The following is a 26,952-nucleotide window of genomic DNA, read 5'->3' on the forward strand; positions in this document are numbered from 1 at the left end:
CCGCGCGCGAGCCGACCCGTACCTCGCCACTGGAAGGCACGCCCGATGATCGATCGCGATCGTTTCCCCATCGACGAATGGCGCCTCATCGAGACCGAGTTCTCGGTCGACGACGTGGGTGTCACCGAAACCCTCTTCTCGGTCGGCAACGGCTACCTCGGCCTGCGCGGAAACCCCATCGAGGGGCGTTTCGCGCACGAGCAGGGCACGTTCATCAACGGCTTCCACGAGACGTTCCCGATCCGTCACGCGGAGCAGGCGTACGGCTTCGCCGAGGTCGGCCAGACGATCATCAACGCACCGGATGCCAAGGTGATGCGCGTCTACGTCGACGACGAGCCGCTCTCGCTCGACGTGGCCGACGTGCGCGAGTACGAGCGGGTGCTCGACATGCGCCAGGGCATCCTCCGCCGGAGCCTGCTGTGGGTCACGCCCGCGGGCAAGCACGTGCGGATCGAGGACGAGAGGTTCGTCTCGTTCGACGAGAAGCACCTCGCGGTGCTGCGACTCACCGTCACGGTGCTTGATTCCGATGCACCCGTCTCCGTGAGCAGCCAGCTGCTGAACCGGCAGGACGGTGAGGGGATCTACGGCGGTTCGCCGATGGCATCCAAGCAGGCCGGATTCGATCCGCGGAAGACCGAGAAGCTCAGCGACCGTGTGCTGCAGCCGCGGGAGTACTGGCAGGACGGCGACCGTTCCGCGCTGAGCTACGAGGTGACCGAGTCGGGGATGACGCTCGCCGTCGTCGCCGATCACCTCGTCGACACCGCAAACGAGTGGACCTCTCGCCAGCTCATCGAGCCCGACATCGCGAAGAACGTCTTCCGCGTCGACGCGCGGGCCGGCGTCCCGACGACCATCACCAAGCTCGTGAGCTACCACACCTCCCGGGGCGTGCCCACGGGTGAGCTTCTGGACCGGTGCCGTCGCACGCTCGACCGCGCGCGCGAGACCGGGGTCGAGGGCCTCGTCGAGCAGCAGATCGCCTGGTACGCGGCGTTCTGGGACCGCTCGGACGTGCGCATCGGCGGCCACGGCGATCTGCAGCAGGCCACTCGCTGGTGCCTGTTCCAGCTCGCGCAGGCCGCGGCCCGTGCCGACGGCCAGGGCGTTCCCGCCAAGGGCGTCACCGGCTCCGGCTACAGCGGCCACTACTTCTGGGACACCGAGGTCTACGTCCTGCCGTTCCTCGCGTACACCTCGCCGCTGTGGGCACGGAACGCGCTGCGCATGCGCTATCTCATGCTCCCGGCGGCCCGGAAGCGCGCGCACCAGCTCAACGAGGCCGGCGCGCTGTTCCCCTGGCGCACCATCAACGGCGAAGAGGCCTCGGCCTATTACGCCGCCGGTACCGCGCAGTACCACATCAACGCCGACGTCTCTTTCGCGCTGGCGAAGTACGTGCGCGCCACCGGCGACGAGGAGTTCCTCGCCCGCGAGGGCGTCGACATCGCGGTGGACACGGCGCGACTGTGGTCGACGCTCGGCTTCTGGCGCTCGAGCGACGGGAGCGAGGACCACGACTCGTTCCACATCCACGGCGTGACCGGACCCGACGAGTACACGACCGTGGTCAACGACAACCTCTTCACGAACGTCATGGCGCGCTTCAACCTGCGCTTCGCCGCCCGGACGGTCCGCGACCTCGCCGAGAACAACCCCGACGCGTACGCGCACATGGCCGATCGCATGAACCTCGACCCCTCCGAGCCCGAGCGATGGGATCGGGCGGCCGAGGCGATGCACATCCCGTTCAGCCCGGCGCTCGGCATCCATCCTCAGGACGCGGTGTTCCTCGAGCGCGAGATCTGGGACCTCGAGAACACCCCGCCCGACCAGCGCCCGCTGCTGCTCCACTTCCACCCGCTCGTGATCTACCGGTACCAGGTGCTCAAGCAGGCGGATGTCGTGCTGGCGCTGTTCCTGCAGGGGAATCACTTCACGGATGCCGAGAAGCTCGCCGATTTCGAGTACTACGACCCGCTGACCACGGGCGACTCGACGCTGTCCGCGGTCGTGCAGTCGATCCTCGCGGCCGAGGTGGGGTACCAGGACCTCGCGTTGGAGTACTTCCGGCAGGCCGCGTTCGTCGACCTCGGCGACCTGCACCACAACGCCACCGACGGGGTGCACGTGGCGTCGGCCGGCGGCGTCTGGACGGCGCTCGTCAGCGGCTTCGGCGGCATGCGCGACCACTTCGGCCGGTTGACCTTCGACCCGCGCCTGCCCGCCGACTGGCCCGAGCTGTCGTACGTGCTGCACTGGCACGGCACGCGTCTCGATGTGACCCTGACCGCGACGGCTCTGACGTTGCGCGCGAGCGGTGACGGCGATCCCGTCGAGTTCGCCGTGCGCGACGTGGACTACACCGTCGCCCCCGGCGAGTCGGTGCGCGTCGCCCTGCACGGGCAGGGACCCGTGCGGCCGGGGCGCCCCTCGATCCGACAGCTCGAGGGGTCGGTTCGGGAGGACGGCACGCTGTTGCTGGCCTCGGTGCCGATCGTCACGGCGGCCATCCCCATCGTGGGCGACGACGACGACGAGCCGGTCGCGGTCGGTCTCGACGTCTGACGTCGCTTCACGAACGCGGCGGTGCCTTTCGGGGTGCCGCCGCGTTCTGGTTTCCGTGCGGTCGGGCTACGAGGCGCGGGGACCGGTGACGAGCGGAGGGTGAGGGAGGAGGGGAGGATGCCGAGGGCCTCAGCGTCCTCCCCTCCTCCCTGATCCGCCCCTCATCACGCGCGCCGCCGCCGTGCGCAGACGCCCGCGGACGCGATGTCGGAGGGACGCCGTAGGCTGGTCGGGTGACGACAGCCCTGTACCGCCGATACCGCCCGCAGGCGTTCGGCGAGATGATCGGGCAGTCCCAGGTGACCGAGCCCCTGATGACCGCCCTGCGCAGCGATCGCGTCGGCCACGCCTACCTCTTCTCGGGTCCGCGCGGCTGCGGTAAGACCACGTCGGCGCGCATCCTGGCCCGATGCCTCAACTGCGCCGCGGGCCCGACCGACACCCCTTGCGGCACGTGCGACAGCTGCGTCGAACTCGGACGCGGAGGCAGCGGATCGCTCGACGTGGTCGAGATCGACGCCGCCAGCCACAACGGCGTCGATGATGCGCGCGATCTTCGCGAGCGCGCGATCTTCGCCCCCGCCCGCGACCGCTTCAAGATCTTCATCCTCGACGAGGCGCACATGGTGACGCAGCAGGGCTTCAACGCGCTGCTGAAGCTGGTCGAAGAGCCGCCGGCGCACGTGAAGTTCATCTTCGCGACCACTGAGCCCGAGAAGGTCCTCGGCACGATCCGTTCGCGGACGCACCACTACCCGTTCCGGCTCGTTCCGCCGGCCGCCATGCTCGAGTACGTCCAAGAGCTCTGCGAGAGCGAGAACGTCGGAGTCGAAGCCGGCGTGCTGCCGCTCGTCGTGCGTGCCGGCGGGGGCTCGCCGCGTGACACGCTGTCTCTGCTCGATCAGCTCATCGCCGGCAGCGACGCGGATGCCGCGGGCCACGTGCTCGTGCGGTACGAGCGTGCCGTGGCCCTCCTGGGATACACCCACTCCGAGCTCCTCGACGAGGTGGTCGACGCTTTCGCGGCGAACGACGGCGCCGGGGCTTTCGCCGCGGTCGACCGCGTGGTGCAGACCGGGCAAGACCCGCGTCGCTTCGTCGACGATCTGCTCGAGCGCCTGCGCGACCTCATCGTGGTCGCGGCGACCGGTGCCGGCGCCTCGGCCGTCCTGCGCGGCGTTCCCGACGACGAGCTCGAGCGCATGGCCCGGCAGGCCACGGCGTTCGGGGTGGCGCGCCTGTCGCGGACCGCCGACCTCGTCGTGGCCGCCCTCGACGAGATGACGGGTGCCACCTCGCCGCGTCTGCAGCTCGAGCTGCTCGTCGCCCGCGTGCTCACCCACGCCGGGGTGTCGCAGGGGTCGTCTCCCGCGACGATCCACGACCTCGACGCCGCCCGTGCGACGGCGCCCGCGACCCCGGTCGCCACCGGGCGGCCCGCGTCTCCCGCGGCCGACATCGCACCGGGGGGCGTCAGCGCTCCGCGCGTCGCGGCTCCGTCGACGCCGCGCATCGCGGCGCCGGGGTCGGCGACCCCGGCGGGCGGTTCTGCCGCGCCGGCCGTCGCTTCACCGGGGATCGCTTCGCCTGGCATCGCGGCACCGGGAATCGCGGCACCGCGGGTTGCCGCGCCGAACGCGGCCCCGCCGGTCGCGGCCCCGACGGCTGCTCCGAACGTCGCGGCGCCCGTGGCGGCTCCGAACGACGCGACGCCGGTCGCATCGCCCCGTGTGGCGGCTCCGAACGTCCCGGCGCCGAACGTCTCGGTGCCCGCCGTCGCGCCGCCGGTCGAGGCGCAGAGCGCTGCCGCACCGAGCGCTGCCGCACCGAGCACCGCGTCTCCCACCGCGTCTCCCACCGCGCCGAGCGCCGCGCCGAGCGCCGCCGCCCCGAGCGCCGCGTCTCCCACCGCGCCGAGCGCCGCTCCGCCCGCCGACGAAGACGACGCGCCCCCGCCGTTCACCGACGATGACGCGCCGCCGCTCGACGACGAGCCCCGTCCCGTCGATGCTGCGCCCGAGCAGAGCGCACCGGCGCGAGAAGCGGCTCCGAGCGCCGCCGCCGGCTCCCACGACGAGGCGCACCCGTTCGACACCGCGCCCACCGCCGGCGGCCCCGTCGCTGACGCCGACCGTGCGAGCGCGATGCGCGCGAGTGACGCTCCCGCGCCGACGGCCGCCCCGTCCGCCGCCCCGGCCCGGCCGGCCGCCCCCGCCCCGGAAGCCGCGCCGCGCACCCCCGTGTCCGATGCCGACACCCGCGCCGAGCCCGACCCTTCTCCGCTCGAGCCGGTCGCTCCGACTCCGCCGGCGATCCCCGTCGGACCCATCGAACTCGGACACGTGCGCGACGCGTGGCCCGAGATCCTGGCTCAGCTCGAGGTGGCCAGCCGGCCGTCGTGGCTCATCGTCTCGACAGCGACGGTCGCGGCTTTCGACGACGACGTGCTGACGCTGCTTTTCCGCACGGCGAGCGACCTGACGGCGTTCAAGACGCGCTCGGCCGACGGCGGTCCGAGCGAAGACCTCCGTCAAGCGATCCTCGCCGTCCTCGGCGTGCGGGTGAAATACCTCGCGCGCCTCGACGGCGACGGCCCGGGTGGCCCCGGCCCTGGTGGCCCGCGCGGCAGCGGGTCCGGCTCGCCGGCCGCTCCGCCCCGCGGGGGAGCGACCGCGGGCGCTCCCGCGCGGTCCTCGGCACCGTACTCGGCGAGCGTGACCGATTGGGCGGTGGCACCGATCCCCGGTGCCGCTCCGACGGTCGCGTCTCCCGCCGCGGCCCTGGCCGTCGACGACGAACCCGAAGAGGCCCGTCCGACGATCGCGCCCGCGGCTGCCTCGACCGTCCGCGAGGGCGGCGTGCTCCCCGCGACCGAGGTCTCCCGGTCGGTGCCGGCACCCGACGAGGTCGACGACGACGACGTGATCCCGCCCGCCGACGAAGCGCCCGATGTGCCCGTTCCGCCGGTCGTGGTTCCGCGCATGCCCCCGCTTCGCGGCGGCGTCCAGCGATACGGTGAGGCCGTCGTCCGCCAGATGCTCGGCGCGACGTACCTGCGCGACGAGCCCTACGAGCCCCCGACGAGGTTCACCTGATGTACGACGGCATCGTCCAAGACCTGATCGACGAGTTCGGCCGGCTCCCGGGGATCGGTCCGAAGTCGGCCCAGCGCATCGCGTTCCACATCCTGCAGTCGCCGAGCTTCGACGTGTCGCGGCTGTCGACGCTGCTCGGCGAGATCCGCGACAAGGTGAAGTTCTGCGAGATCTGCGGCAACGTCTCCGAGCAGGAGCGGTGCTCGATCTGCCGTGATCCCCGACGCAACCCCGCGCTCATCTGCGTCGTCGAAGACGCGAAAGACGTCGCGGCGATCGAGCGCACACGCGAGTTCCGTGGTCTCTACCATGTGCTCGGCGGGGCGATCAGCCCGATCGCGGGCATCGGCCCCGACGACCTCCGCGTCGCCCAGCTCATGCAGCGTCTCGCCGACGGCACCGTCCAAGAAGTGATCCTCGCGACCAATCCGAACCTCGAGGGCGAGGCCACGGCCACGTACCTCAGCCGCTTGCTGCACACCCTCGAGATCCGCGTCACGCGCTTGGCATCCGGTCTCCCGGTGGGCGGCGACCTCGAGTACGCCGATGAGGTCACCCTCGGCCGCGCCTTCGAGGGTCGACGCACCCTCTGAACGTCCTCCGCGCCCGCGCGGACAGTTCACCCGGCAGGTGATTACGCGCGGCGTCGAGCGTTGCCACGTCGTAACCCGTCCGTTCACCCTCTGCTCGCGCAGCGGCTACGGCAGGACGGCACTTTCTGTTCTGCGGAACAGCTCGAGACGACCCGAAAGTCCGACGCTCAGTCCGTCAGACAGGGGCTTTCCGTGAGCGATCGACTCGACGTCGCGCGCGCCCGCACCGGGCGCGTGATCTTCGACACCTTCCGTTCTCACTACGACCCGCGCCTCGCCGCGTGGTTGTTGCTGCGTTCGTACTTCCTCCCGGAGATGGCCGCGGTGCACCTCGAAGCCCAGGTCGCGACGCCGAGCGAGAACATCGTCTCGCTGGGTGTCTTCGGCGTGTGGCGGTTACTCGCGACCAACAACCGTGAACTCGCGCGATGTGCCGCGGTCTATACCTCTCCGGCGGCGGCCGTCGCGGCCGCCCGGCGCGAGCAGAGCCGCGCCGCCGACCTGCAGTTGACGGCCGTCCGGGGTCCCGGGTCGACCAAGCACGGTTGGATCCTGCGCAGCGCGGGGGTGCCGGTCGTGACGACGGCCCGATGGTACGAGTCGGCGGGGGAGGCCATGGCAGCCGGTCGGACGGCGGTGAACGTCTTCGCCTCGGCGCAGGTGGTCGACGGAGTGAGCATCGGCACCCCCTCCGGCCGACGTTCCCGCGTGCTGGACAGGACGACGTGACACGCGGTCCCCGCGCCCCCGGGCGTCGCCGTGGGTGACGGGGAGCGGGCGGGGGTCATCGCCGGCCGCTTCCGTCTCGGTGGGCTCCTCGGCTCGGGCGGTACCGCGTCGGTGTTCTCGGCGGAGGACACGGTCACCGGACGTCGGGTCGCCGTGAAGCTCCTCCATCCGCACCTGTCCGAAAGTCCCGAGGTCCGCGCGGCCTTCCTCGACGAGGCGAAGCGCATCGCCACCCTCTCGCACCCCTGCGTCGTCACGATCGTCGACCTCGGCACCTTCCTCGACGGTGACACCCCGATCGCGTGGATCGCGCAGCAGCTCGTGGAGGGACGGACGCTCGCCGAGTACGTGCGCGTCGAGGGCGTGCTCTCGCCGGCCGAGGTCGTCGATGTGGGCTCGGACGTCCTGTCCGGACTCGCCGCCGCCCATCGTGCCGGGCTGATCCATCGCGACGTGTCGCCCGCGAACGTGCTCGTACGTCGCGTCGACGGGGGACTCCGGGCGACGCTGCTCGACTTCGGTCTCGCCGATGCCGCGGGCCGCACGGCGCACGGCGACGACGTGCTGCGCAGCTCCGTCACCACGGCCACGGCCGGGGTCGTCGGCAACGCCCATTTCGCCTCTCCGGAGCAGTTGTCCGGGAGCGCGGTCGGCCCCGCGGGCGATCTCTATCAAGTGGGCGGGCTGCTCTACTTCGCCCTGACGGGGCGAGCTCCCTTCGAGAGCGACGACCGGGCGGCCGTCGTGCGCGGACACCTCAACGCACCCCCGCCGGTCCCGTCGGTGCGGCGACGCGGAATCCCGCAGGCGCTCGACAGGGTCGTGGTCCGCGCGCTCCTGAAGGATCCCTCGCTTCGCTACACGGATGCCGACGAGATGCGCCGTGCCCTCCTCGCGGCGCTGCCTCCCGACGTCCCGCAGCCGCCACCTCCGCCGGCCGCGACGGCGAGGACCGCAGCGACGCGGGCGCTGGCACCCGCACCGGCACCCGCGCCTCCTGCCATCGAGACGCCGCCTCCCGTCGAGGAGCAGCCCCCGCGCGAGCGTCGCGCTGCCGGATGGGGCCTCGTCATCGCGATCATCGCCGTGCTCGTCGCCACCGCCACGGCCGTGCCGTTGCTCTCGGGCGCCGGACGCACGGCGCCCCCCGCCGAGGCCGTCACCCCCGACGACGCCGCGACCCCGTCCGCCACGGCCGCGATCACGCCGGGGACGGCGGCACCCTCCGCCTCGGTCGCGGCGACGGTCGTTCCGGCCCTGACCACCGTCGCCGACGCCGCCTCGATCCTCGCGGCGACCGGTCTCCGCCTGGGAGACGTGCGCACGCGCGACGACGTCGCGCCCGCGGGAACGGTCCTCGAGTCCGACCCCGCGGCGGGCACGACCGTCGTGCGGGGATCGACCGTCCGTCTCACGGTGGCATCCGGCTCGAACGCGGTTCCCGACGTCACCGGGATGGATGCGGCGGCGGCGGACGCGCACCTGCGAGCGGCCGGCTTCACGTCGACCACAGTGACCGTCGTCTCGGAGCGGCCCGCCGGGCTCGTCCTGGGGAGCGAACCCGCCGCGGGCAGTTCGGTGGCGCTCGGAAGCGCCGTCCGCGTGCTCGTCGCCGCGGCACCGCTGCCGAGCCCCACGGTCTCGCCGCCCGCCCCCACGTCGACGCCGAGTCCGTCGCCCACGGCGACGGTCCTGCCGACCTCGTCGCCCACGCCGGCGCGCTGATCCCGCGCGCGGGAGGAGTGCGCCCGGGTCGCGCGAGGCCGCGGCATCCTCCGGCGTGCCGCGCGGTGCACCGGCACCGGCGCCATCGACGTCCGTCGTTCACCTTCGCGCGTCCAGCGTTCACCCGTCGGCCAGGGCGTGTGGCGGGGTGAGGTCGGACGCGTTCACTGCCCGCTCATAGCGTCTCGCATGCCGGTTACCCGAGCCGGCTCCCGGCGGACGAGCGAGACGCATCGCCGTTCGCACAGCCGCCCGCCGCCGCCCGCGACCACCCGTCGTCGGCGGGAACGAGTGTCTGCGGCGGCCGCGATCCCTGGAGCATGAATGACCGATCTGACCACCGAGGTGCTGCCGTCGCGCCCGGCGGGACCGCCCGAGCCCCGATCTCTGCGGAGCGCCCCCGTCGTGGGCGACCGCGTCTTCCGCAGCGGAGCCTACGCGGCCGGCATCATCACCGTGGCGGTCATGCTCGCCGTCGGAGTGTTCCTGACGGCGCGGGCGGGTGACGCGCTCGTCGTCGCCGGTCCGTCGTTCCTCACCACGCAGGAGTGGTCGCCCGAGACGGGGACGTTCGGCGTCGCCGCCGTCCTGTTCGGCACCGTGACGATCGCACTCGTCGCGATGGCGATCTCCGTCCCGCTGGCACTCGGGACCGCGCTGCTCATCAGCGAGATCGTCCCGCCCCGGCTGCGGTCGTTCCTCATCACCATGGTCGATCTCATGGCGGCGGTCCCCAGCGTCGTGTTCGGGCTGTGGGGGGTGTTCTTCCTGCAGGCGAACGTCATCCCGGTCGCCGAGTGGATCTCGACCTACTTCGGCTGGATCCCGATCTTCGACGTGACGGATGCCGCGGGCACCCGACTCACGGAGGCGGGGGCGTTCACCTCGTCCGCGTTCATCGCCGGCATCGTGGTCGCGCTCATGGTGGTGCCCACCCAGACCTCGGTCATGCGCGAGGCGTTCTCGCAGGCGCCGCTGGGGGAGCGCGAGGGGGCGCTGGCGCTCGGATCGACGCGCTGGGGAATGATCCGCGCGGTCGTCCTGCCCTTCGGCCGCGGCGGGATCATCGGCGGAACCATGCTGGGCCTCGGGCGTGCGCTCGGCGAGACGATCGCGGTGGTCATGATCATCTCCCCGATCTTCACCATCAACACCCAACTGCTGAAGACGGGAACGAACTCGGTGTCGGCCCTCATCGCCCTGCGCTACGGCGAGGCGAGTCAGTTCGGTCTGTCTGCGCTCATGGCGGCGGGCCTGGTGCTGTTCATCATCACGCTCATCGTGAACTTCACGGCGTCCACGATCGTGGCTCGCAGTCGATCCGGGGCGGAGAGCACCTGATGGCGATCGTCACCCCCGAGGCGCCCACCGTCGACGAGGGCGTGCCGCGTCAGCCGATCCGCACGACGATTCCCCTCCGAGACGGTCACGTGGGAGAGCGCCGCGACCTGCGCACCGTGCCCTTCGGCGATCGGTTCGACCTGCTCGGCAGCATGGCCGCGAGCCTCGCCCTGTCGTCGCTGCTGTTCGGCTGGCTCACTCCGATGACGGGCGGCATCGGCTGGGCGGTGCTGTCGTTCATCGCGTTCCTCGGGATCTACGCGGTCATGTCGTCGCTGCGGGCCGACCGTCTCGCGGTGCGCGAGCGCATCGTGACGGCGCTGTTCTACTCGGCCGGGATCCTGCTCCTCGGAGCGCTGACGTTCGTGCTCTTCTTCACGCTGATCCGCGGATCCTCGGCGCTGTTCCACGGCAACTTCTTCGTCGAGACCATGACGACGGCGGGTCCGCTCGACCCCCTGACCGTGGGCGGTATCGCGCACGCCGTCGTGGGCACGCTCATCCAGATCGGCATCGCCCTCGTCATCACCATTCCCCTGGGGGTGATGACGGCCGTGTTCCTCAACGAGGTCGGCGGACCCTTCGCGCGCTTCGTGCGGACGGTGTCGGATGCCATGACGGCGCTGCCCTCGATCGTGGCGGGCCTGTTCGTCTATGCGGCCGTCGTCACCCTGATCACCCACGAGCGCTCGGGCTTCGCGGCATCCATCGCCATCAGCGTGATGATGCTGCCCATCATCATCCGCGCCTCCGATGTGGTGCTGCGCCTGGTTCCCCACAATCTCCGCGAGGCCTCGTACGCCCTCGGGTCGAGTCGCTGGCGCACCGTGTGGAACGTCGTCCTGCCGACGTCGCGCTCGGGACTGGTCACGGCGGTGATCCTCGGGACGGCCCGAGGGATCGGCGAGACTTCGCCCGTGCTGCTGACCTCCGGCGTCACGGCGCAGATGAACCTCAACCCCTTCTCGGGGCCGATGATCTCTCTCCCGCTGCAGGTCTTCGACTTCGTCAAGTCGCCCGAGCCGAACATGATCGCCCGCGGCTTCGGCGCGGCGGCGACCCTCGTCCTGCTCGTCCTGACGCTGTTCATCATCGCCCGCCTCATCGGCGGACGCGGTCCTGGGCAGCTCTCGGACCGCCAGCGCCGCGCCGCGATGGCCGCGTCGGCGCGAGACCTGCGTCGCATCAGCGCTGATCCCGCGCTGCACTCGCGGGCGGTGCGGCGCTTGAGCGCGGCATCCCGTGTCCCCTTCTTCGGCGGGCGCGCAGCCCCCGCCGCTCGTCCCCGATCCCCCGAGGAGAACCCGTCGTGAACCTTCGTCGCCGCCTGGGCCGCACCGCGGCCATCCTCGCGGTCGTGACGCTCGTGGCTCTGGTGCCCGTTCCCGCTCAGGCCGACGGCTACGTCCGCATCTCGGGTTCGGGGTCGACCTGGTCGCAGAACGCGCTCGATCAGTGGCGCAAGAACGTCGCGAACAACTACGGCATGACCGTGAACTACTCGGGGACCGGTTCGTCGGCGGGGCGGAACGACTTCATCAATCAGACGGTGGACTTCGCCGTCAGCGAGATCCCCTTCCAGAGCCAGCCCGAGGACAACTCCCCGCCCGAGAACCCCACGACCGGCTACGCGTACATGCCGATCGTCGCCGGCGGCACCTCGCTCATGTACAACCTCAAGATCGGCGGCAAGCGGGTTACCAACCTGCGCCTGTCGGGTGAGGTCATCACGAAGATCTTCGCGGGTCAGATCGCGAAGTGGAACGACCCGGCCATCCAGGCCGACAACCCGGCGCTGGCCATGCCCGATGTCTCGATCACGCCGGTGTACCGCTCCGACGGGTCGGGCACGAGTGCGCAGTTCACGCTGTGGATGTCGAAGCAGTTCGGGAGTATTTGGACCTACGGCATGCGGTCGCAGTTCCCGCAGGTCACCGACGCGTTCAAGGGGCAGAACGGTTCGCTGGGCGTGGCGGGCTACGTCAGCCAGAACTACGGCGAGGGAGCGATCACCTACGTCGAGTACTCGTACGCGATGAAGTCCGGCTTCCCCGTCGTCAAGATGCTCAACAACGCCGGGTACTACGTCGAGCCGACCTACCAGTCGGTCGCGGTGGCGTTGATGTCGGCCCAGATCAACACCGACCTGACGCAGAACCTCGACGGGGTCTACAACAGCAACGATCCGCGCGCGTATCCCATGTCGAGCTACTCGTACATGATCGTGCCGACCGAGACCAACAAGGTGTTCACGCCCGAGAAGGGCCGCACCCTGAGCCGCTTCGCCACCTACATGCTGTGCGAGGGGCAGCAACAGGCGTCCGCCCTGGGGTACTCGCCGCTGCCGATGAACCTCGTCCAGGCCGGATCCGACGTGCTCAAGAGGATCCCCGGCACCGAGGGCGGTGTCGACTTCAACAACTGCAACAACCCGACCTTCAAGCCCGGCGACTCCCCGCGGAACAACCAGCTGGCGCTGACCGCGCCGACACCGCCCGACTGCGACCGCAAGGGCGCGACGCAGTGCGTCGAGGGCACCGGCGGTGCGCAGGAAGAGACGCCGACCACGGGAACGGGCGGGGCGAGCGGCGGCGCGAACAGCGCGGATGCCGCGGCGGGTGCCGCGGGCACGACCGGCGGTGGAACCGACGCGGGAGCGGCCGGCACGGCACCGGGGACGACCGGCGGCACGGCGGCCGATCCGGTTTACGACGCGAACGGCAACCTCGTCTCGGCGGCAGCGGGAGGGACGTCGGCCGCCGTCTCGGCCCCCTTCTCGCTCGCCGAGAACGGGTGGGGGACGCCGCAGATCATCATGCTCGCGGCGGGACTGCTCGTGGTCGCCGCGATCCTCATCCCGCCCGTCGTCGGTCGACGGCCTCGTGGAGGAAAAAGAACCTTCTGATCGGGGAGTTTGCAACGTTCAAGCGTTGCAGTCACCGCGGCGGTGCCTCGTTGACACCGCGTTCATCCCGCCGTCACCCGCCGCCCGTCCACTTGTCTCGACGCTTCTTCGAGAAGCACTCTGCAAAGGAAACCTCGTGTCTGAACACCGTGAGCGGCGAACCGCTGCGTCCCGCTCCGCGGGACGACGCGCACGGATGGCATCCGGTGCCCGGGCCACGGACCGTGTCGTGTCGCGCGGGCGCCGGGCCCTGGCATCCGTCGTCGTCGGCACCCTCGCGGGTCTGACGATCTTCGCCCTGTCCGGCGGGACCGGCGCGCTGTCCGCGATCGCTCCGTCGGCCGTGGCGGACGACTCCTCCGCGGTGACCGTCACGGCGAAGGATCAAGACCTCGACGTCGAGAACGCCCCGTTCCCCGACCTCTCGGTGACCGTCTCGCAGACGCGGGCGTTGGAGTCGCAGGGCATCGTCGTGTCGTGGACCGGGGGAAAGCCGTCGACCGTGCCGAGCTCGCAGATCGGCGGGGCGGACTTCCTGCAGGTCTTCCAGTGCTGGGGCGACGACCCGGCGCATCCGGGCACCCCCGACCGGACGACCTGCCAGTACGGGCTCGGAGGCGTCCCCGGCTCGCACCGCGACGATCCCCGCGACACCGACGCATCGGTCGCCGCGGAGGACAAGCCGTACACGGTCTTCGGTGACGGGTTCGCCACCCCGACCTACACGTCCATTCCCTTCCGGGGAGCGAACGGCCGCACCGTCGCCAACGTCGTCGACGGTGCCTACTCGTACACCAAGGACGCCGACGGCAAAGACGTCCTGGCCGACATGAACACGAACGAGTTCTTCTCGAAGTACACGACCAACATGGTGTCGTGGGCGGGGTCCGGCGGCGACGGCTCCGGGTCGGTGAAGTTCGAGGTCCAGACCGCGCTGCAGTCGCAGGGTCTCGGCTGCGGCTCACCCGTGACGGCCGCCGACGGCAGCGTGTCCGGTTCGAGCTGCTGGCTGGTCATCCTGCCTCGCGGGCAGCAGGACGGCGGGGCGTCCTTCATCACGAAGTCGGGGCTCTTCTGGGACGCGTGGAAGCACCGCATCGCGGTCAAGCTCGACTTCAAACCCCTGGGCGTCCGGTGCCCCATCGGCGCGGCCGAGCGGCAGCTCGCGGGAAGCGAGCTGATCAGCCGGGCGGTCTCGTCGTGGCAGCCCGTGGTCTGCAACCAGTCGGGCGGCTCGGTCTACTCGGCCATCACCGGGGCGGAGTCCGACGCGGCGCGCGCGGCGAACGGCACCGCACCGGCACCGCTCGCCCTGACCTCGCGCCCCCTGGATCCGAGCCTGGGCACCGACTCGCTGCGATACGCCCCCGTGGCCATCACGGGAGCGGCGATCTCGTTCGCGATCGACCGGAACCCGCGCCCGGGAGACGACACCGTGCCCGAGGACGTCCAGAAACGCGTCGGACTACCCTTCACCTCTCTGAAGCTGACCCCGCGACTCGTGGCGAAGCTGCTCACGAACTCGTACCTCGACTCGCTGCCGACCTTCGCCGACCGGGACCATCTGAGCCACAAGGACGGCGACGAGCGCGTGTACAACCCGCGCAACCTCGTCAGCGACCCCGACTTCCTCGCGATCAACGATCCCGAGTGGAAGTACCAGGCGCTCGCCGCGGCGTCCCTCGCCGACGCGCTGGTTCCGCAGGGGCGCTCCGACGCGGTCTGGGCGATCTGGCAGTACGTGATGAGTGACGAATCGGCTCGTCAGTTCCTCGCCGGCACCCCGGACGAATGGGGGATGACGGTCAATCCGTGGAGCTCGACGGATGCCGAGAAGAACCCCACGAAGGCCGCGTTGACCCTGCCGCGCGAAGACTTCCCCAAGGCCGACCCGGTCGAGCAGGCCGAGACGCCGTCGGCGGGGCCGGTCAACCTCGTGACCTGGCGTCCCTACGTCAACGATCTCGACTCCGGCGCGTACAACACGCTGCGCGGCGACGGTCTGACGCTCGGGGCGTGGGATCCGATCGCCGTGCCACCGAAGTACGGCAAAGCCGATCGGAGTCTGCCCGGGCGTCAGGCGGTCGTGGCGGTGACCGACACGGCATCCGCGGCCCGGTACCAGATCGTCACGGCGTCGCTGAAGAATCCGGCGGGGGAGTTCGTCGGGGCGACGACGGATGCCATGGCCGCCGCGGCCGCGGCCATGACCCCGACCGCCGGGCAGGCGCAGGTCGTGGCGTTCGACCCCGGTTCCCCGAGTGCGATCGCCGCGCGCGGCGCGTACCCGCTCACCATGCCCGTGTACGCGGCCATCAACCCGAAGTCCTCCGACGCGGAGCTCCGCAAGAGCTACGCCGCCTTCATCCGCTTCGCCGCGAAGGACGGGCAGCGTCCGGGAACGGCTCCCGGGCAGCTGCCGCAGGGATTCGTTCCGCTGCCCGAGGGATGGCAGACCCTCGCCCTCACGGCCGCGGACGACATCGAGGCGGGACGGATGCCGAGCCTCGGCGGCACACCGACCCCCGCGGCGAACGGCCCCGCGGCGGGCGTGCCCTTCCCCAGCGGCGGCGTCGTCGGCAGCGCCCCGGCCGCGGCCGCCCCCGCACCCGCGGCCCCGGCGCCGGCCTCCGCCCCGGACCCCGTGGCATCCGGTTCCGCCGCCCCCGCTCGGACGGGTGGCACCACACCCGACGATCCGGACATGGGCGCCCTGCCGGCCGCGCTGCCGGCCAGTGTCGCGGGTGGGCTCGCCGCCGCCTTCGCCGTGCCCCTCCTCGGACGACTGCGCCGACGGCTCTGACGCCGCGCCGGTCTCCGTTCCCCAGACCCGTCCTCTCGCAACTGAACACCCGAATCACATCTGTGCACCACACCAATCGAAAGGCATTGAGTTGAAGCTCAAGAAGCTGGCCGCCATGGGCGCGGCTTGCGGTATCGCGATCGCCGGCCTCGGCGTCGCCTCCATGGCCTCGGCCGAGCCGGTCTCGAACAGCTACTCGCTGGTCGGTTCCGACACGCTGCAGGACGCGGCCAACGCGATCACGAACGGAACGACCCTCACGGGCTCGCTCGTCCGTGTGACCTCCACCAACAAGACGCTCGGCAGCTTCGACGCGTTCGGTTCCACGGCCATCCAGACCAAGCAGGGCGGTCCGTTCTTCGGCCGTCCCGCCGGTTCGGGCGCGGGTGTCACGGCGCTCCGCGCCTCGATCACGGGTGCGCTGTACAGCGGCAACGCCGGCGTGCCGGCCCGCCAGATCACCGGCCAGGTCGACATCGCCCGCTCCTCGAGCGGTCCCGGCAACAACGCCAACGCCAACGGTCTGCTCGCGTACGTGCCCTTCGCGCGCGACGCGGTCGGTTTCGCGTTCCGCGGTGGCGACTCGTCGTGGTCCACGCTGACGCCCGCCCAGCTGAAGTCGATCTACGAGTGCAGCACGACGTCGATCGGTGGCGTCACCGTCAAGCCGCGCCTGCCCCAGAACGGCTCGGGGACGCGCAACTTCTTCCTCGGCGCCATCGGCAGCCCGACGCTCGGCTCGTGCGTCACCGACGCCAACGGCACCACGCCCGAGAACGACGCGTCGGTGCTCGGCACGAACGACCTCATCCCGTTCAGCGCCGCCAGCTGGATCGCCCAGGCGAACGGCGCCACCGGGGTCAACACGACGACGACCTCCGGTGTGAAGTTCGGCTCGCCCGTCAACCAGGAGCCCGCCTTCACGGGCACCGCGCCCAACCTCGTCCCCAACGTCGACTTCTATAAGGACGCGACCTTCGGCCGCGACACCTACCTGGTCGTCGAATACGCCCGCATCGTCCCCGGTGGCGACAAGTACGACGCGGGCCTCGCCAACCTCGTCAACCCGTCGGTCACCAACAGCCTCACCAGCTTCGGTTCGCTGCCGATCTCGGTCGGCGCGGTGAAGAAGAAGTTCGGCTTCCTCGCTCCCTCCACCACCACCATCCAGCGCGCGTTCGCGACGCTGTGACCTCTGAGAACGGAAAAGGACTCCACCTCATGAACATCAAGAAGTTCGGGACGATCGTCGCCGCGGCGACGGCGGTCTCGCTTCTCGCGGGCGGCTTCTCGGCCACCGCGGCGAACGCGGCCACGGGTGCGCCGCAGTTCTACCTCCTCGACGGCGGTGACGGACACCTCCTCGCCGACGACACCGTCCTGAACTGGGATTCGCAGGTCGTCGCCACGCCCGGACCGACCGTCGACGACATCACGGTGCTGTTCCCCGGCACGGCCGACGCGACCGGTGTCGCGTACTTCATCGCCCCCCAGGGCAAGGAGACCACGATGTCGGCCTGGACGGCGTCCAGCGACGGCGCCCTCACCCCCGGCACGGTCGACATCATGGCCCCGAACCTGACGCTCTCGGGCTTCCTGTTCGGCAACTGGGCCCAGGTCAAGGCGAACGGCGGTGACTTCAGCCTCGGCTTCGCGTGGACCCGCAACAACGGTCTGAACATCGCGGATGCCGGCGTGAAGTACGTGGGCATCCACGTCAAGCCCGGCGGCGACTGGACGTTCGACCCGCAGAGCTCCGGCCCCTCGGCCACGGCTCCGACCATCACGACCACCGCTCTCGGCACGGCCAAGGTCGGTGCGGCGTTCTCGCAGACGCTCACCGCCGACGGCACCGCCCCGATCACGTGGTCGATCAAGGACGGCGGGGCCCTTCCCGCCGGTCTGACCCTCGACGGCGCGACCGGTGTCGTGTCGGGCACGCCCACCACCGCCGGCTCGTACAGCTTCACCGTCGTCGCCACCAACAGCGCGGGCAGCAACGAGAAGGCGTTCACCGGCACGGTGGACACGGCCGCTCCGACCGCGCCGACGAAGCCCTCGGGCTCCTCGGCGAACAAGGTCGACGTGGCCGACCCCGCCAAGGGTGCGAAGACGATCACCGTCCCCGCGGGCGCCGCCAACAAGGGCAAGACCCTCGAGGCGTGGGCCTGGTCCGACCCGACCGACCTCGGTCAGGTCACCGACGACGGCAACGGCAACTTCTCGGTGGACATCTCGAGCCTGCCGGGCGGCGAGCACACCATCGCCCTGGTTGCCCCCGGCGACGCGACCTACACCGTCCTCGCCTGGGACACCTTCACGAAGCAGTCCGCTGCCGGTGACACCACCACCGACGCCGTCGACCTGTCGGCCGCGGTCACCGCGAGCGACCTGTGGTCGCTGAACGCCGAGGCCACCAAGGTCGACTTCGGCAGCGTGGCGCGCGACAAGAGCGTCACGAAGTCGCTCGGCAAGGTCACCGTCATCGACGACCGCAACGTTCTGAAGGGTTGGGACCTCACCGCCGCGTGGACCCCCTTCAAGAACGGCGCGGGCGACGAGATCCCCGCCACCGCGCTCGCGGTGGCACCCAAGGCCTACACCGGCTACACCCCCATCACGGGTGTGACCGTCGGCACGGGTTCGAAGATCGCCTCCAGCACGGCCGTCACGACGCTCACCACCGGTGCGCTCTTCGACGCCGACCTCACCTTCACCGCTCCGAAGGACGCGCAGACGGGCGACTACACGTCGACCCTGACGGTCACCCTCACCTCCAAGTGAGCTGACCGGCGCCGGTGGCACGGGGGATCCTCGCGATCCCCCCGTGCTGCCACACCATCAGCCCTCGTTCACCTCGGCGACACGCTCGTGTCGCCCCCACCTGCGGAGATAGAGCGTGTTCTCTTCGACCCTGCGGCACCGCCTCCCGGCTCTGGGTGCCGTCTCCCTCGTCACCGCGGCGATCATCGCCGGCCTCGGGATGCCGTCCGCCGCCACGGCTGCCACCGGCACCGCCGTCCTCGCGACCGACGATGCGCCCGCCGCCGGGAGCGAGTCGGCCGTCACCGTCGGCGTCGCCACCCGCCCCGCCGGAGAGGACGGGCGCCCCGACGGGCGGTCCCGCTTCACCTTCGCCGCCGACCCGGGACAGACGGTCACCGATCGCGTGCTCGTCGGCAACACCGGCACGGCCCGCCAGGACTTCACCGTCTACGCCACCGACGCGTTCAACGACGACGCCGGCGAGCTCTCCCTGCTCCCCACGGATGCCACTCCCACCTCGGTCGGGTCGTGGATCCGCTTCGACGACGGCAGCGACCGCGTGACGTTCGGCCTCGAGCCGCAGGAAGTGCGCCTGCTGACCTTCACCGTCGCGGTACCGGCGGACGCGACCCCGGGCGATCACGTCGGCGGGGTCGTGGCATCCGTCCTCGAGGCGGGCGCGCAGGTCACCGTCGACCGCCGCGTCGCGACCTCTGTCTTCGCGCGGGTCGCCGGTGACCTCCAACCGCAGCTGTCGCTCACGAGCTACGAGGCGTCGTACCAGGGGGACTGGTGGAACCCGTTCTCCGGGCACGTGCAGCTCCACTACACCGTGAGCAACCCCGGCAACGTCGCTCTCGCCGCGAACCTCACGTCGGGCACGCGAACGTGGCTCGGCATCCCGGCGACGGGGGAGCAGGGCGGCAAGGTTCCCGTCGTGCTGCCGGGCAACAGCGCGTCGTACGAGTCGACGGTCGACGGTGTCGGCCAATGGCTGTACCTGAACCCGTTCACGACCCTCAGCCCCTTCGTGGAGTCGCCCGACGCGTCGATGCAGGTGGTGGTGACGCCGATCACGCGTGACGCGGTGGCGTTCGCGGTTCCGTGGACGGTGCTGATCCTGGGAGTGCTGGCGGCGCTCGCGGTCCTGTTCTCGCGCTGGCGCCGGCGTCGCGACGAGGTGCGTGCCCGCGAGTGGATGGACTTCGTCGCCGAGACCGCGGCCGCGGACGCCGCCGCGGACGCGGCGGCGCTCGCGGGAACTCGGGCGGACGGTTCATGACGCGTCCCCGGCGATCGGCGCCGCGCGGGGCGATGCCCCCGGTCGCGTCGCGACGCGTCGCCGCCGCGGGGATCGCGCTCGCCCTCGTCGTGCTCGCGGGTTCGGGTGCGGCGAGCGCCTCGGCTTCCCCGACGGATGACCCCGGCACCCTGTCCGTGACGATCACCGACGGATCGACGGCGACACCGTCTCCTCCCGTGTCGCCGGTGGCGACCGGGGGGTCGAGCGTTCCGGGCGGGTCGGTTCCCGCCGGCGGCACGAGGCCGGTGCCCCTGCCCGCCACGGGCTCGAGCGGCTCCGGCGGCGGGGGCGTCGCCCCCGCGAGCGAGGTCAGCGTGGCCGGCATGGTCTACGTCGGGGGACTGAACGCCTCCGCGTTCCCCGAGCCCGATCCCACCGCCGGGATCGTCGACGTGTGGTTCACGGTGCGCAACGCCGCCTCGACCCCGATCGACGCGACGGCGGACTTCTGGATGGATGCCGGGATGTTCTCGCAGCGTCTGGATGCCGTCGACGGCGTCCAGGTGACCGCTCTGCAGCCGGGCGAGAGCCGGGTCGTCTCGGCTCGCCTCCGCCACGGGGGCCAGTGGACGCTGCTGTCGACCCACGTGACGCTCACCCCGCCGGAAAGCGTCGACGGCGTCGCCCTGACGCCGGTGACCCGTGACGCCCTCACCCTGCTCTTCCCGTGGGTGATCGCGGCCGCCGTCCTCCTCGGCGGTCTCGTCGTCCTGGTCGTGCAGATCGGCCGGGTGAGCGGTCGGGGCGAAGCGACTCCCGTGGCGGCGACGACGTGACCCTCCTCAATCGTCCCGCGGGCGCCGGAGCCGGCACCGCCCCGCGCCGCCCGCCCCGCCCGCCGCGCCGTCCGCCCCGCCCTCGTCCGACCTACGCACCGCTGTCGCCGGCGCAGGTGTTCCTGCGCGGGATGCTCGTGTCGGTATCGGTGCTCGTGCTGGTCTTCCTGCTCAACCTTCTCGTGATCAGTCACGTCTCGCACTTCGCCGCGCAGCAGCAGCTGCGCGACACGTTCCGCGCGCAGCTCGCCGCGGGCACGGCACCCGTCAGCGAGGGCGACTTCGAGGATCACCTCCTTGCGGACGGGGCACCCGTGGGCATCCTGTCCGTCCCGCAGCTCGGCATCGACGAGGTCATCTCCGAGGGGACGACGTCCGGCGTGCTGATGCACGGCCCCGGTCACCGCCGCGACACCGTGCTGCCCGGTCAGGCGGGGGTGAGTGTGGTCATGGGACGCGCCGCGGCCTTCGGCGGCCCCTTCGGCCGCCTGCAGGCGCTGCAGCCGGGCGAGACCTTCACCGTGCGGACGGGGCAGGGCGAGCAGACGTTCGCGGTGCTCGGCGTGCGCTACGCCGGCGACCCGACCCCACCGGCCCCCGTGCGCGGTGAGAGCCGCCTCATCCTCATCACGGCCCGGGGCGGCCCGTACCTGCCGACCGGGATCGCCTACGTCGACGCGCGGGCGACGGGCCCCGCGGTGCCGGCGGGTGCGCGCCAGACGACGTCGATGACCCTGTCGCCCGAGGCCAAGCCGCTCGCCACCGATATGACCACCGTCTGGGCGCTCATCTTCGCGCTGCAGTTCCTCGTCGTCGCCGAGTTCGTGGCCGTCTGGGCGTATCGCCGCGTCGGCTGGCAGAAGACGTGGATCGTCTTCGCCCCCGTCCTCCTCCTGGCGAGCGTGTTCGTCGCCGACCAGCTCGTCCGCCTTCTGCCCAACCTTCTCTGAGCGGTATCGATCATGACCTCCACCCCCGAAGCCCACGATCCGGCCTCCGACGCCCCCGAGGGGGTCCGCGAGAGTCCGCGCGCCGACCTTCCGCGCCCCGACGCGCGCCCCGACCTCGAGTACACGGAGGTCGTACCGCTCGACGCGGCCTCACCCGCGTCCGATCCGTACATGACGGATGTGCTCAGCGCCGACGAGGCGCGCATCATCGCCGAGATCGAGCTCGAGAACCTCAGCGCGGGGATGGCGGGTGTGCCCGCTGCCGATGCCCCCTCCACCCGCCGTGCGGGTCGAGCGGCCCCCCGTCCCGTCGGTGTCGACAACCCCGCGCTGGTCACCACCGAGTCCCCGATCGACACGCACACGGCGGTGCTGGTCCCGCCGTCCTCCGCTCCTCTCGGTGAGGCCGTGGCATCCGTTCGACCCGCTCCGATCGATCCGCCCGTGAGCCCGCTCTCCGAACTGGATGCGCGATCGATCTCGGCGTGGTTCGGCGATCACCAGGTGCTCCTCGACGTGTCCCTCACCATGCCCGCCGGACAGGTGACCGCCCTCATCGGTCCGTCCGGCTGCGGCAAGTCCACGTTCCTGCGCATCCTCAACCGGATGCACGAGCTCGTCCCCTCAGCGGCCCTCGCCGGGGAGGTGCTGCTCGACGGCGACGACATCTACGACGCGGGGCACCGGCTCATCGATGCGCGCAAGAACATCGGCATGGTGTTCCAGAAGCCCAACCCGTTCCCGGCGATGTCGATCTACGACAACGTCATCGCGGGGCTCAAGCTCACCGGTAAACGCGCCGCGCGCGACGAGAAGGACCACCTCGTCGAGACGTCGTTGCAGAGCGCCGGGCTGTGGAAAGAGGTCAAGGACAGGCTGCGGGCCCCCGGCGGCGGCCTGTCGGGCGGTCAGCAGCAGCGCCTGTGCATCGCCCGCTCGCTCGCGATCAAGCCCAAGGTGCTGCTGATGGACGAGCCGTGCTCGGCCCTGGATCCCACGTCCACGCGCGTCATCGAGGAGACAATGGGCGAACTGCAGAAAGAGCTGACGATCGTGATCGTCACGCACAACATGCAGCAGGCGCAGCGGGTGTCGCAGCAGTGCGCCTTCTTCCTGGCATCCCAGGGGCAGCCCGGCCACATCGTCGAGCACGGCGACACGGATGCCATGTTCGACTCGCCCATCGACCCGCGCACCTACGACTACGTCAACGGTCGCTTCGGGTAGGGCTCGGCCGCGCGCTCAGCGCCGCGTGCGCGCCCGCGTCCGCACCACGCTCGACAGCGTCGCACGAACGGGCTGACCGAGGTAGATGCCGAGCGACGCCCCGACCGCGAGCGCGATCCCGATGGTCGCCGCTCCCGTGAGCGTCGTGACACCGGTCATGAGCACCGCAGGGTCGTCGCCCGACTCCACGATGCCGAGCAGCCCGCGGAACACCGCCGCTCCCGGAACCATCGGCAGGATCGCCGCCGTCGTGATCGCCACCGACGGCACGTGCAGGCGATAGGCGACGACGATGCCGGCGAAGCTGCCGATGAACGCGCCGACACCGCTGGCCGCGGCGACCTCGAAGCCGAGCGACGAGGCTGCGATGTACCCTGCCCAGGCCACCAGGCTCAGGGCCGCGCTGACGACGATGATGCGCGCGCCGGCCCCGTTGATCACGGCGACGGCGATCGCGATGACCGCGGCTCCGATGAACTGCACGCTCACCGGCCCGAGCGGCAGGGCGTTCGAGGGAGGCGACATCCCCATCCCCAGCACGCGCACGGTCTCGAGCCCCGCGAGAATCCCGAGAACCACGCCCAGAGTCTGTGTGGTCAGCTCGAGGATGCGACCCGTCGCGGTGAGCGCGAAGCCGTCGATGGCATCCTGAGCCGCTCCCACCACGGTCAGTCCCGCGAGCATGAGGACGATCCCGGATGCCACGATCACCGACGGTCGGATCGCGGCGGCCGCGTCGATCCCGGTGTACCGCAGCAGCGGAGACAGCGCCGCGACCACCGTCAGCACAAACCCGCCGGCGATCTGCGCGAAGAAGTACGGCACGCGCGCCCGGGCCAGGACGTGCTGCGTGGTCGCGGCGAGGCCCGCGGCGATGAACGACAGCACCAGCGCGAGCCAGTTGGCGCCGAACATGATCGCGACCCCCACGGCGAGGCCGGCTTGAGCGGCGATGACGATCGCCGGGCGGTAGCGGAACGGGAGCCGCCGGATCGCCCGGCATCGCGCGATGGCGTCGTCGAGCGCGAGCCCGCCGGCGATCTCGGCGACGAGGGCTTGCAGTCGCTGAAGCTTGGCGTGGTCGGGCACCGATCCCCGCACGACGCGCAGGAGCGTGGTGGGGTGTGAGGCCCCCGGGCGGCTGTGCGCGATCGTGATCGAGTTGTAGGTCACGTCGACGTGCACCGGATCCAGGCCGTAGGCGCCGCAGACGCGCACGATCGTCAGTGTCACCTCGCTCGCCGGCGCCCCGACGACGAGCATCGTCTCGCCGATGCGGATCGCGAGATCGAGGATGCGGGCGGAGAACGCCTCGTCGATGACGGGAAGCAGGTGCGTGTCGGGGGAGCCGGAGTCCTCGGTGTGCACGAGACGGCGCAACGACGACAGCAGTCGGCGCGGGGTGGGGGACAACCGAGCCTCCAGGGGCAGAGAACCGGGTGGGGAAGGCTCGATCCTATCCGCGCGGGCTGACCGGGCTCCGCGCATGACGGAGGCGGCATACCCGCGCCCCTAGGATGGACCCTCGGGTGCGGCATCCGAGCGCCCCGTCGTGGCATCCCGACGCTCGTCCCTCCCCGGGAGTTCTCCTTATGGCGCTGATCGTCCAGAAGTACGGCGGTTCGTCCGTCGCCGACGCCGAGAGCATCAAGCGCGTCGCCAAGCGCATCGTCGACACGCGTCGCGCGGGGCACGAGGTCGTCGTCGCCGTCAGCGCGATGGGCGACACGACCGACGAGCTGCTCGACCTCGCGGGTCAGGTCGCTCCGATCCCCGCTCCGCGCGAGCTCGACATGCTGCTGTCGTCGGGCGAGCGCATCTCGATGGCGCTGCTGGCCATGGCGATCCACTCGATGGGCTTCGAGGCCCGTTCCTTCACCGGCAGCCAGGCGGGGATGATCACGGATGCCACGCACGGCGCCGCCCGCATCGTCGACGTCACGCCCGTGCGTCTGCGCGAAGCGCTCGACGAGGGCGCGATCGTCATCGTCGCCGGCTTCCAGGGCTTCAACCGCGACACCCGCGACATCACCACGCTCGGTCGCGGCGGCTCCGACACCACGGCTGTCGCTCTGGCCGCCGCCCTGAACGCCGACGTGTGCGAGATCTACAGCGACGTCGACGGCATCTTCACCGCCGACCCCCGCGTCGTGCCCCTGGCCCGCAAGCTCGACCGCGTCGGCAGCGAAGAGATGCTCGAGCTCGCCGCCAACGGCGCGAAGGTCCTCTACATCCGCGCCGTCGAGTACGCGCGCCGCCACGGCGTGCTGATCCACGCGCGGTCCACGTTCAGCTCGGGCGAGGGCACCTGGGTGCTCGACGCCTCCAAGTCCTCCCCCCTCGTCCCCGAAAGTGAAGCCATGGAAGAGCCCATCGTCGCCGGCGTCGCCACCGACCTCAGCCAGGCGAAGATCACCGTCATCGGCGTCCCCGACGTCCCCGGCAAGGCCGCCGACATCTTCAAGATCGTCGCGAAGTCCGGCGCGAACGTCGACATGATCGTGCAGAACGTCTCGGCCGCCGCGACCGGTCGCACCGACATCTCGTTCACGCTGCCCAAGACCGATGCCACGACGGCGCTGAAGGCGCTCGCCGGCGAGCAGGCCGAGGTCGGGTTCGAGAGCCTCGTGCACGACGACCAGATCGGCAAGCTGTCGGTCGTGGGCGCGGGCATGCGCACGCACTCGGGCGTCTCGGCGACGCTGTTCGAGGCGCTGAGCATGGCGGGCGTCAACATCGAGATGATCTCGACCTCCGAGATCCGCATCTCGGTGGTCGTGCGCGGTGTCGACCTCGCCGAGGCCGCGCGTCTCGTGCACACCGCCTACGGTCTGGACGGCGAGGCCGAGGCCACCGTCCACGCCGGCACCGGTCGCTGATTCCGGGCACGCCCCGTCGGGCACGCCCCGTCGGGCGGCGCGAAGGCGGGCGAAACTCCTGAGTTCTCGCCCCGCCGCTTCGTCGTACCCTCGTGATTCCGCCATTCCCCGGCGTATCCCGGTCGATTTCTCAGGAGTTCGGCCCGGGGGCGTCTCGACCACCGCGCCGATCGCGCTACCCTGACCCGAACGCCGCGCGTCGCGGCATCCACTCCCGAACACCCGAGGTACTTCGCATGACCCGCATCTCCGATTCCGGAATCTCCCTCGCCGTCGTCGGCGCCACCGGTCAGGTCGGCTCCGTCATGCTCGAGATCCTCGCCGAGCGGGCGTTCCCGATTCGCGAACTGCGCCTCTTCGCCACGGCGCGCTCCGCCGGCACCTCGATCGAGTTCGGTGGCCACTCGGTCGTCGTCGAAGACGTCGCCACGGCTGATCCTGCCGGCGTCGAGGTCGCCCTGTTCTCGGCCGGTGCCACCGGTTCGCGCGCGCACGCTCCCCGCTTCGCCGAGGCCGGTGCCCTCGTCATCGACAACTCGAGCGCCTGGCGCATGGACCCCGAGGTTCCGCTCGTCGTGAGCGAGGTCAACCCGCACGCGATCGACGAGGCCGTCAAGGGCATCGTCGCGAACCCCAACTGCACGACCATGGCCGCGATGCCGGTGCTGAAGGTGCTCGACACCGAGGCGGGCCTCGAGCGCCTCATCGTCAGCACCTACCAGGCGGTCTCGGGCTCCGGCCTCGCGGGCGCCCAGGAGCTCCTCGGTCAGGTCGAGGGCGTTCTCGCGCAGGGCGACGTCGAGCGGCTCGTCCGCGACGGCTCGGCCCTCGACTTCCCGCAGCCCGAGAAGTACGTCGCCCCCATCGCGTTCGACGTCATCCCCTTCGCGGGCAACCTCGTCGACGACGGCCTCAACGAGACCGACGAAGAGAAGAAGCTCCGCAACGAGAGCCGCAAGATCCTCGAGCTGCCCGACCTCCGTGTCGCGGGCACGTGCGTGCGCGTCCCCGTCTTCACGGGCCACTCGCTCAGCATCAATGCCGAGTTCGCCCGCGACCTCTCGCCCGAGCGTGCGCGCGAGCTCCTCGCCGACGCTCCCGGCGTGAAGCTCGAAGAGGTCCCCACGCCGCTCCAGGCGGCCGGCACCGACCCGAGCTACGTCGGACGCATCCGCGCGGACCAGTCCGCTCCCGAGGGCAGGGGGCTCGTGCTGTTCGTCAGCAACGACAACCTGCGCAAGGGCGCCGCGCTCAACGCCGTGCAGATCGCCGAGATCGTCGCGCAG

At 71.1% G+C, this 26,952-nt stretch carries 17 protein-coding genes and 1 pseudogene; 17 read left to right on the forward strand and 1 reads right to left on the reverse strand.

What is annotated here, in order from left to right; all coding sequences use genetic code 11:
- Positions 1–45: 45 nt before the first annotated feature.
- The 15 genes and pseudogenes from P2P98_RS09975 (at position 46) to P2P98_RS10045 (ending at position 22,787) form a co-directional block, all read left to right on the forward strand.
- Positions 46–2,574, forward strand: coding sequence for a glycosyl hydrolase family 65 protein (locus P2P98_RS09975; RefSeq protein ID WP_275799519.1), 2,529 nt, complete (start codon positions 46–48; stop codon positions 2,572–2,574).
- 233 nt (positions 2,575–2,807) lie between these two features.
- A pseudogene (locus tag P2P98_RS09980) lies at positions 2,808–4,592 on the forward strand (DNA polymerase III subunit gamma and tau); the annotation flags it as partial.
- 1,076 nt (positions 4,593–5,668) lie between these two features.
- Positions 5,669–6,262, forward strand: a complete 594-nt coding sequence (recR, locus tag P2P98_RS09985) for a recombination mediator RecR (RefSeq protein WP_058232585.1) — start codon at positions 5,669–5,671, stop codon at positions 6,260–6,262.
- 192 nt (positions 6,263–6,454) lie between these two features.
- On the forward strand, positions 6,455–6,991 hold the full coding sequence (locus P2P98_RS09990) for a hypothetical protein (protein ID WP_058615255.1): 537 nt from the start codon (positions 6,455–6,457) through the stop codon (positions 6,989–6,991).
- A 30-nt stretch (positions 6,992–7,021) separates the two neighbouring features.
- Entirely contained in the window at positions 7,022–8,716 is a 1,695-nt protein-coding gene (locus tag P2P98_RS09995; protein WP_275799520.1) for a PASTA domain-containing protein, read from the forward strand.
- A gap of 324 nt (positions 8,717–9,040) precedes the next feature.
- Complete coding sequence (gene pstC / locus P2P98_RS10000) at positions 9,041–10,057, forward strand: phosphate ABC transporter permease subunit PstC (RefSeq protein WP_275799521.1); 1,017 nt, start codon at positions 9,041–9,043, stop codon at positions 10,055–10,057.
- Entirely contained in the window at positions 10,057–11,370 is a 1,314-nt protein-coding gene (gene pstA / locus P2P98_RS10005) for a phosphate ABC transporter permease PstA (protein ID WP_275799522.1), read from the forward strand. The genes pstC and pstA overlap by 1 nt, the downstream gene beginning before the upstream one ends.
- Complete coding sequence (gene pstS, locus P2P98_RS10010; RefSeq protein WP_275799523.1) at positions 11,367–12,962, forward strand: phosphate ABC transporter substrate-binding protein PstS; 1,596 nt, start codon at positions 11,367–11,369, stop codon at positions 12,960–12,962. The genes pstA and pstS overlap by 4 nt, the downstream gene beginning before the upstream one ends.
- A gap of 136 nt (positions 12,963–13,098) precedes the next feature.
- Positions 13,099–15,765 carry a hypothetical protein gene (locus P2P98_RS10015; protein WP_275799524.1) on the forward strand — a complete coding sequence of 889 codons (2,667 nt, stop codon included), beginning with the start codon at positions 13,099–13,101 and terminating at the stop codon, positions 15,763–15,765.
- Between the two features lie 91 nt (positions 15,766–15,856).
- On the forward strand, positions 15,857–16,957 hold the full coding sequence (locus P2P98_RS10020) for a hypothetical protein (protein WP_275799525.1): 1,101 nt from the start codon (positions 15,857–15,859) through the stop codon (positions 16,955–16,957).
- Positions 16,958–16,986: 29 nt separating this feature from the next.
- The gene (locus tag P2P98_RS10025; RefSeq protein ID WP_275799526.1) at positions 16,987–18,549 is read left to right on the forward strand and encodes an Ig domain-containing protein; all 1,563 of its coding nucleotides are present in this window, start codon (positions 16,987–16,989) and stop codon (positions 18,547–18,549) included.
- A 115-nt stretch (positions 18,550–18,664) separates the two neighbouring features.
- The gene (locus tag P2P98_RS10030) at positions 18,665–19,813 is read left to right on the forward strand and encodes a hypothetical protein (RefSeq protein ID WP_275799527.1); all 1,149 of its coding nucleotides are present in this window, start codon (positions 18,665–18,667) and stop codon (positions 19,811–19,813) included.
- Positions 19,810–20,610, forward strand: a complete 801-nt coding sequence (locus tag P2P98_RS10035) for a hypothetical protein (RefSeq protein WP_275799528.1) — start codon at positions 19,810–19,812, stop codon at positions 20,608–20,610. The genes P2P98_RS10030 and P2P98_RS10035 overlap by 4 nt, the downstream gene beginning before the upstream one ends.
- Entirely contained in the window at positions 20,607–21,560 is a 954-nt protein-coding gene (locus tag P2P98_RS10040) for a sortase (protein ID WP_275799530.1), read from the forward strand. The genes P2P98_RS10035 and P2P98_RS10040 overlap by 4 nt, the downstream gene beginning before the upstream one ends.
- Positions 21,561–22,022: 462 nt before the next feature.
- Entirely contained in the window at positions 22,023–22,787 is a 765-nt protein-coding gene (locus P2P98_RS10045) for a phosphate ABC transporter ATP-binding protein (protein ID WP_241490578.1), read from the forward strand.
- A 15-nt stretch (positions 22,788–22,802) separates the two neighbouring features.
- Here P2P98_RS10045 and P2P98_RS10050 read toward each other — a convergent pair whose 3' ends face one another.
- Positions 22,803–24,200, reverse strand: a complete 1,398-nt coding sequence (locus tag P2P98_RS10050; protein WP_275799531.1) for a threonine/serine exporter family protein — start codon at positions 24,198–24,200, stop codon at positions 22,803–22,805.
- A 179-nt stretch (positions 24,201–24,379) separates the two neighbouring features.
- Between P2P98_RS10050 and P2P98_RS10055 the strand changes: the two genes are divergently transcribed.
- The gene (locus P2P98_RS10055) at positions 24,380–25,666 is read left to right on the forward strand and encodes an aspartate kinase (protein ID WP_275799532.1); all 1,287 of its coding nucleotides are present in this window, start codon (positions 24,380–24,382) and stop codon (positions 25,664–25,666) included.
- Positions 25,667–25,902: 236 nt separating this feature from the next.
- A partial coding sequence (locus P2P98_RS10060) for an aspartate-semialdehyde dehydrogenase (protein WP_275799533.1) occupies positions 25,903–26,952 on the forward strand: 1,050 nt, incomplete at its 3' end.

Source organism: Microbacterium sp. Kw_RZR3, from assembly GCF_029222405.1.
Taxonomy (GTDB): Bacteria; Actinomycetota; Actinomycetes; order Actinomycetales; family Microbacteriaceae; genus Microbacterium.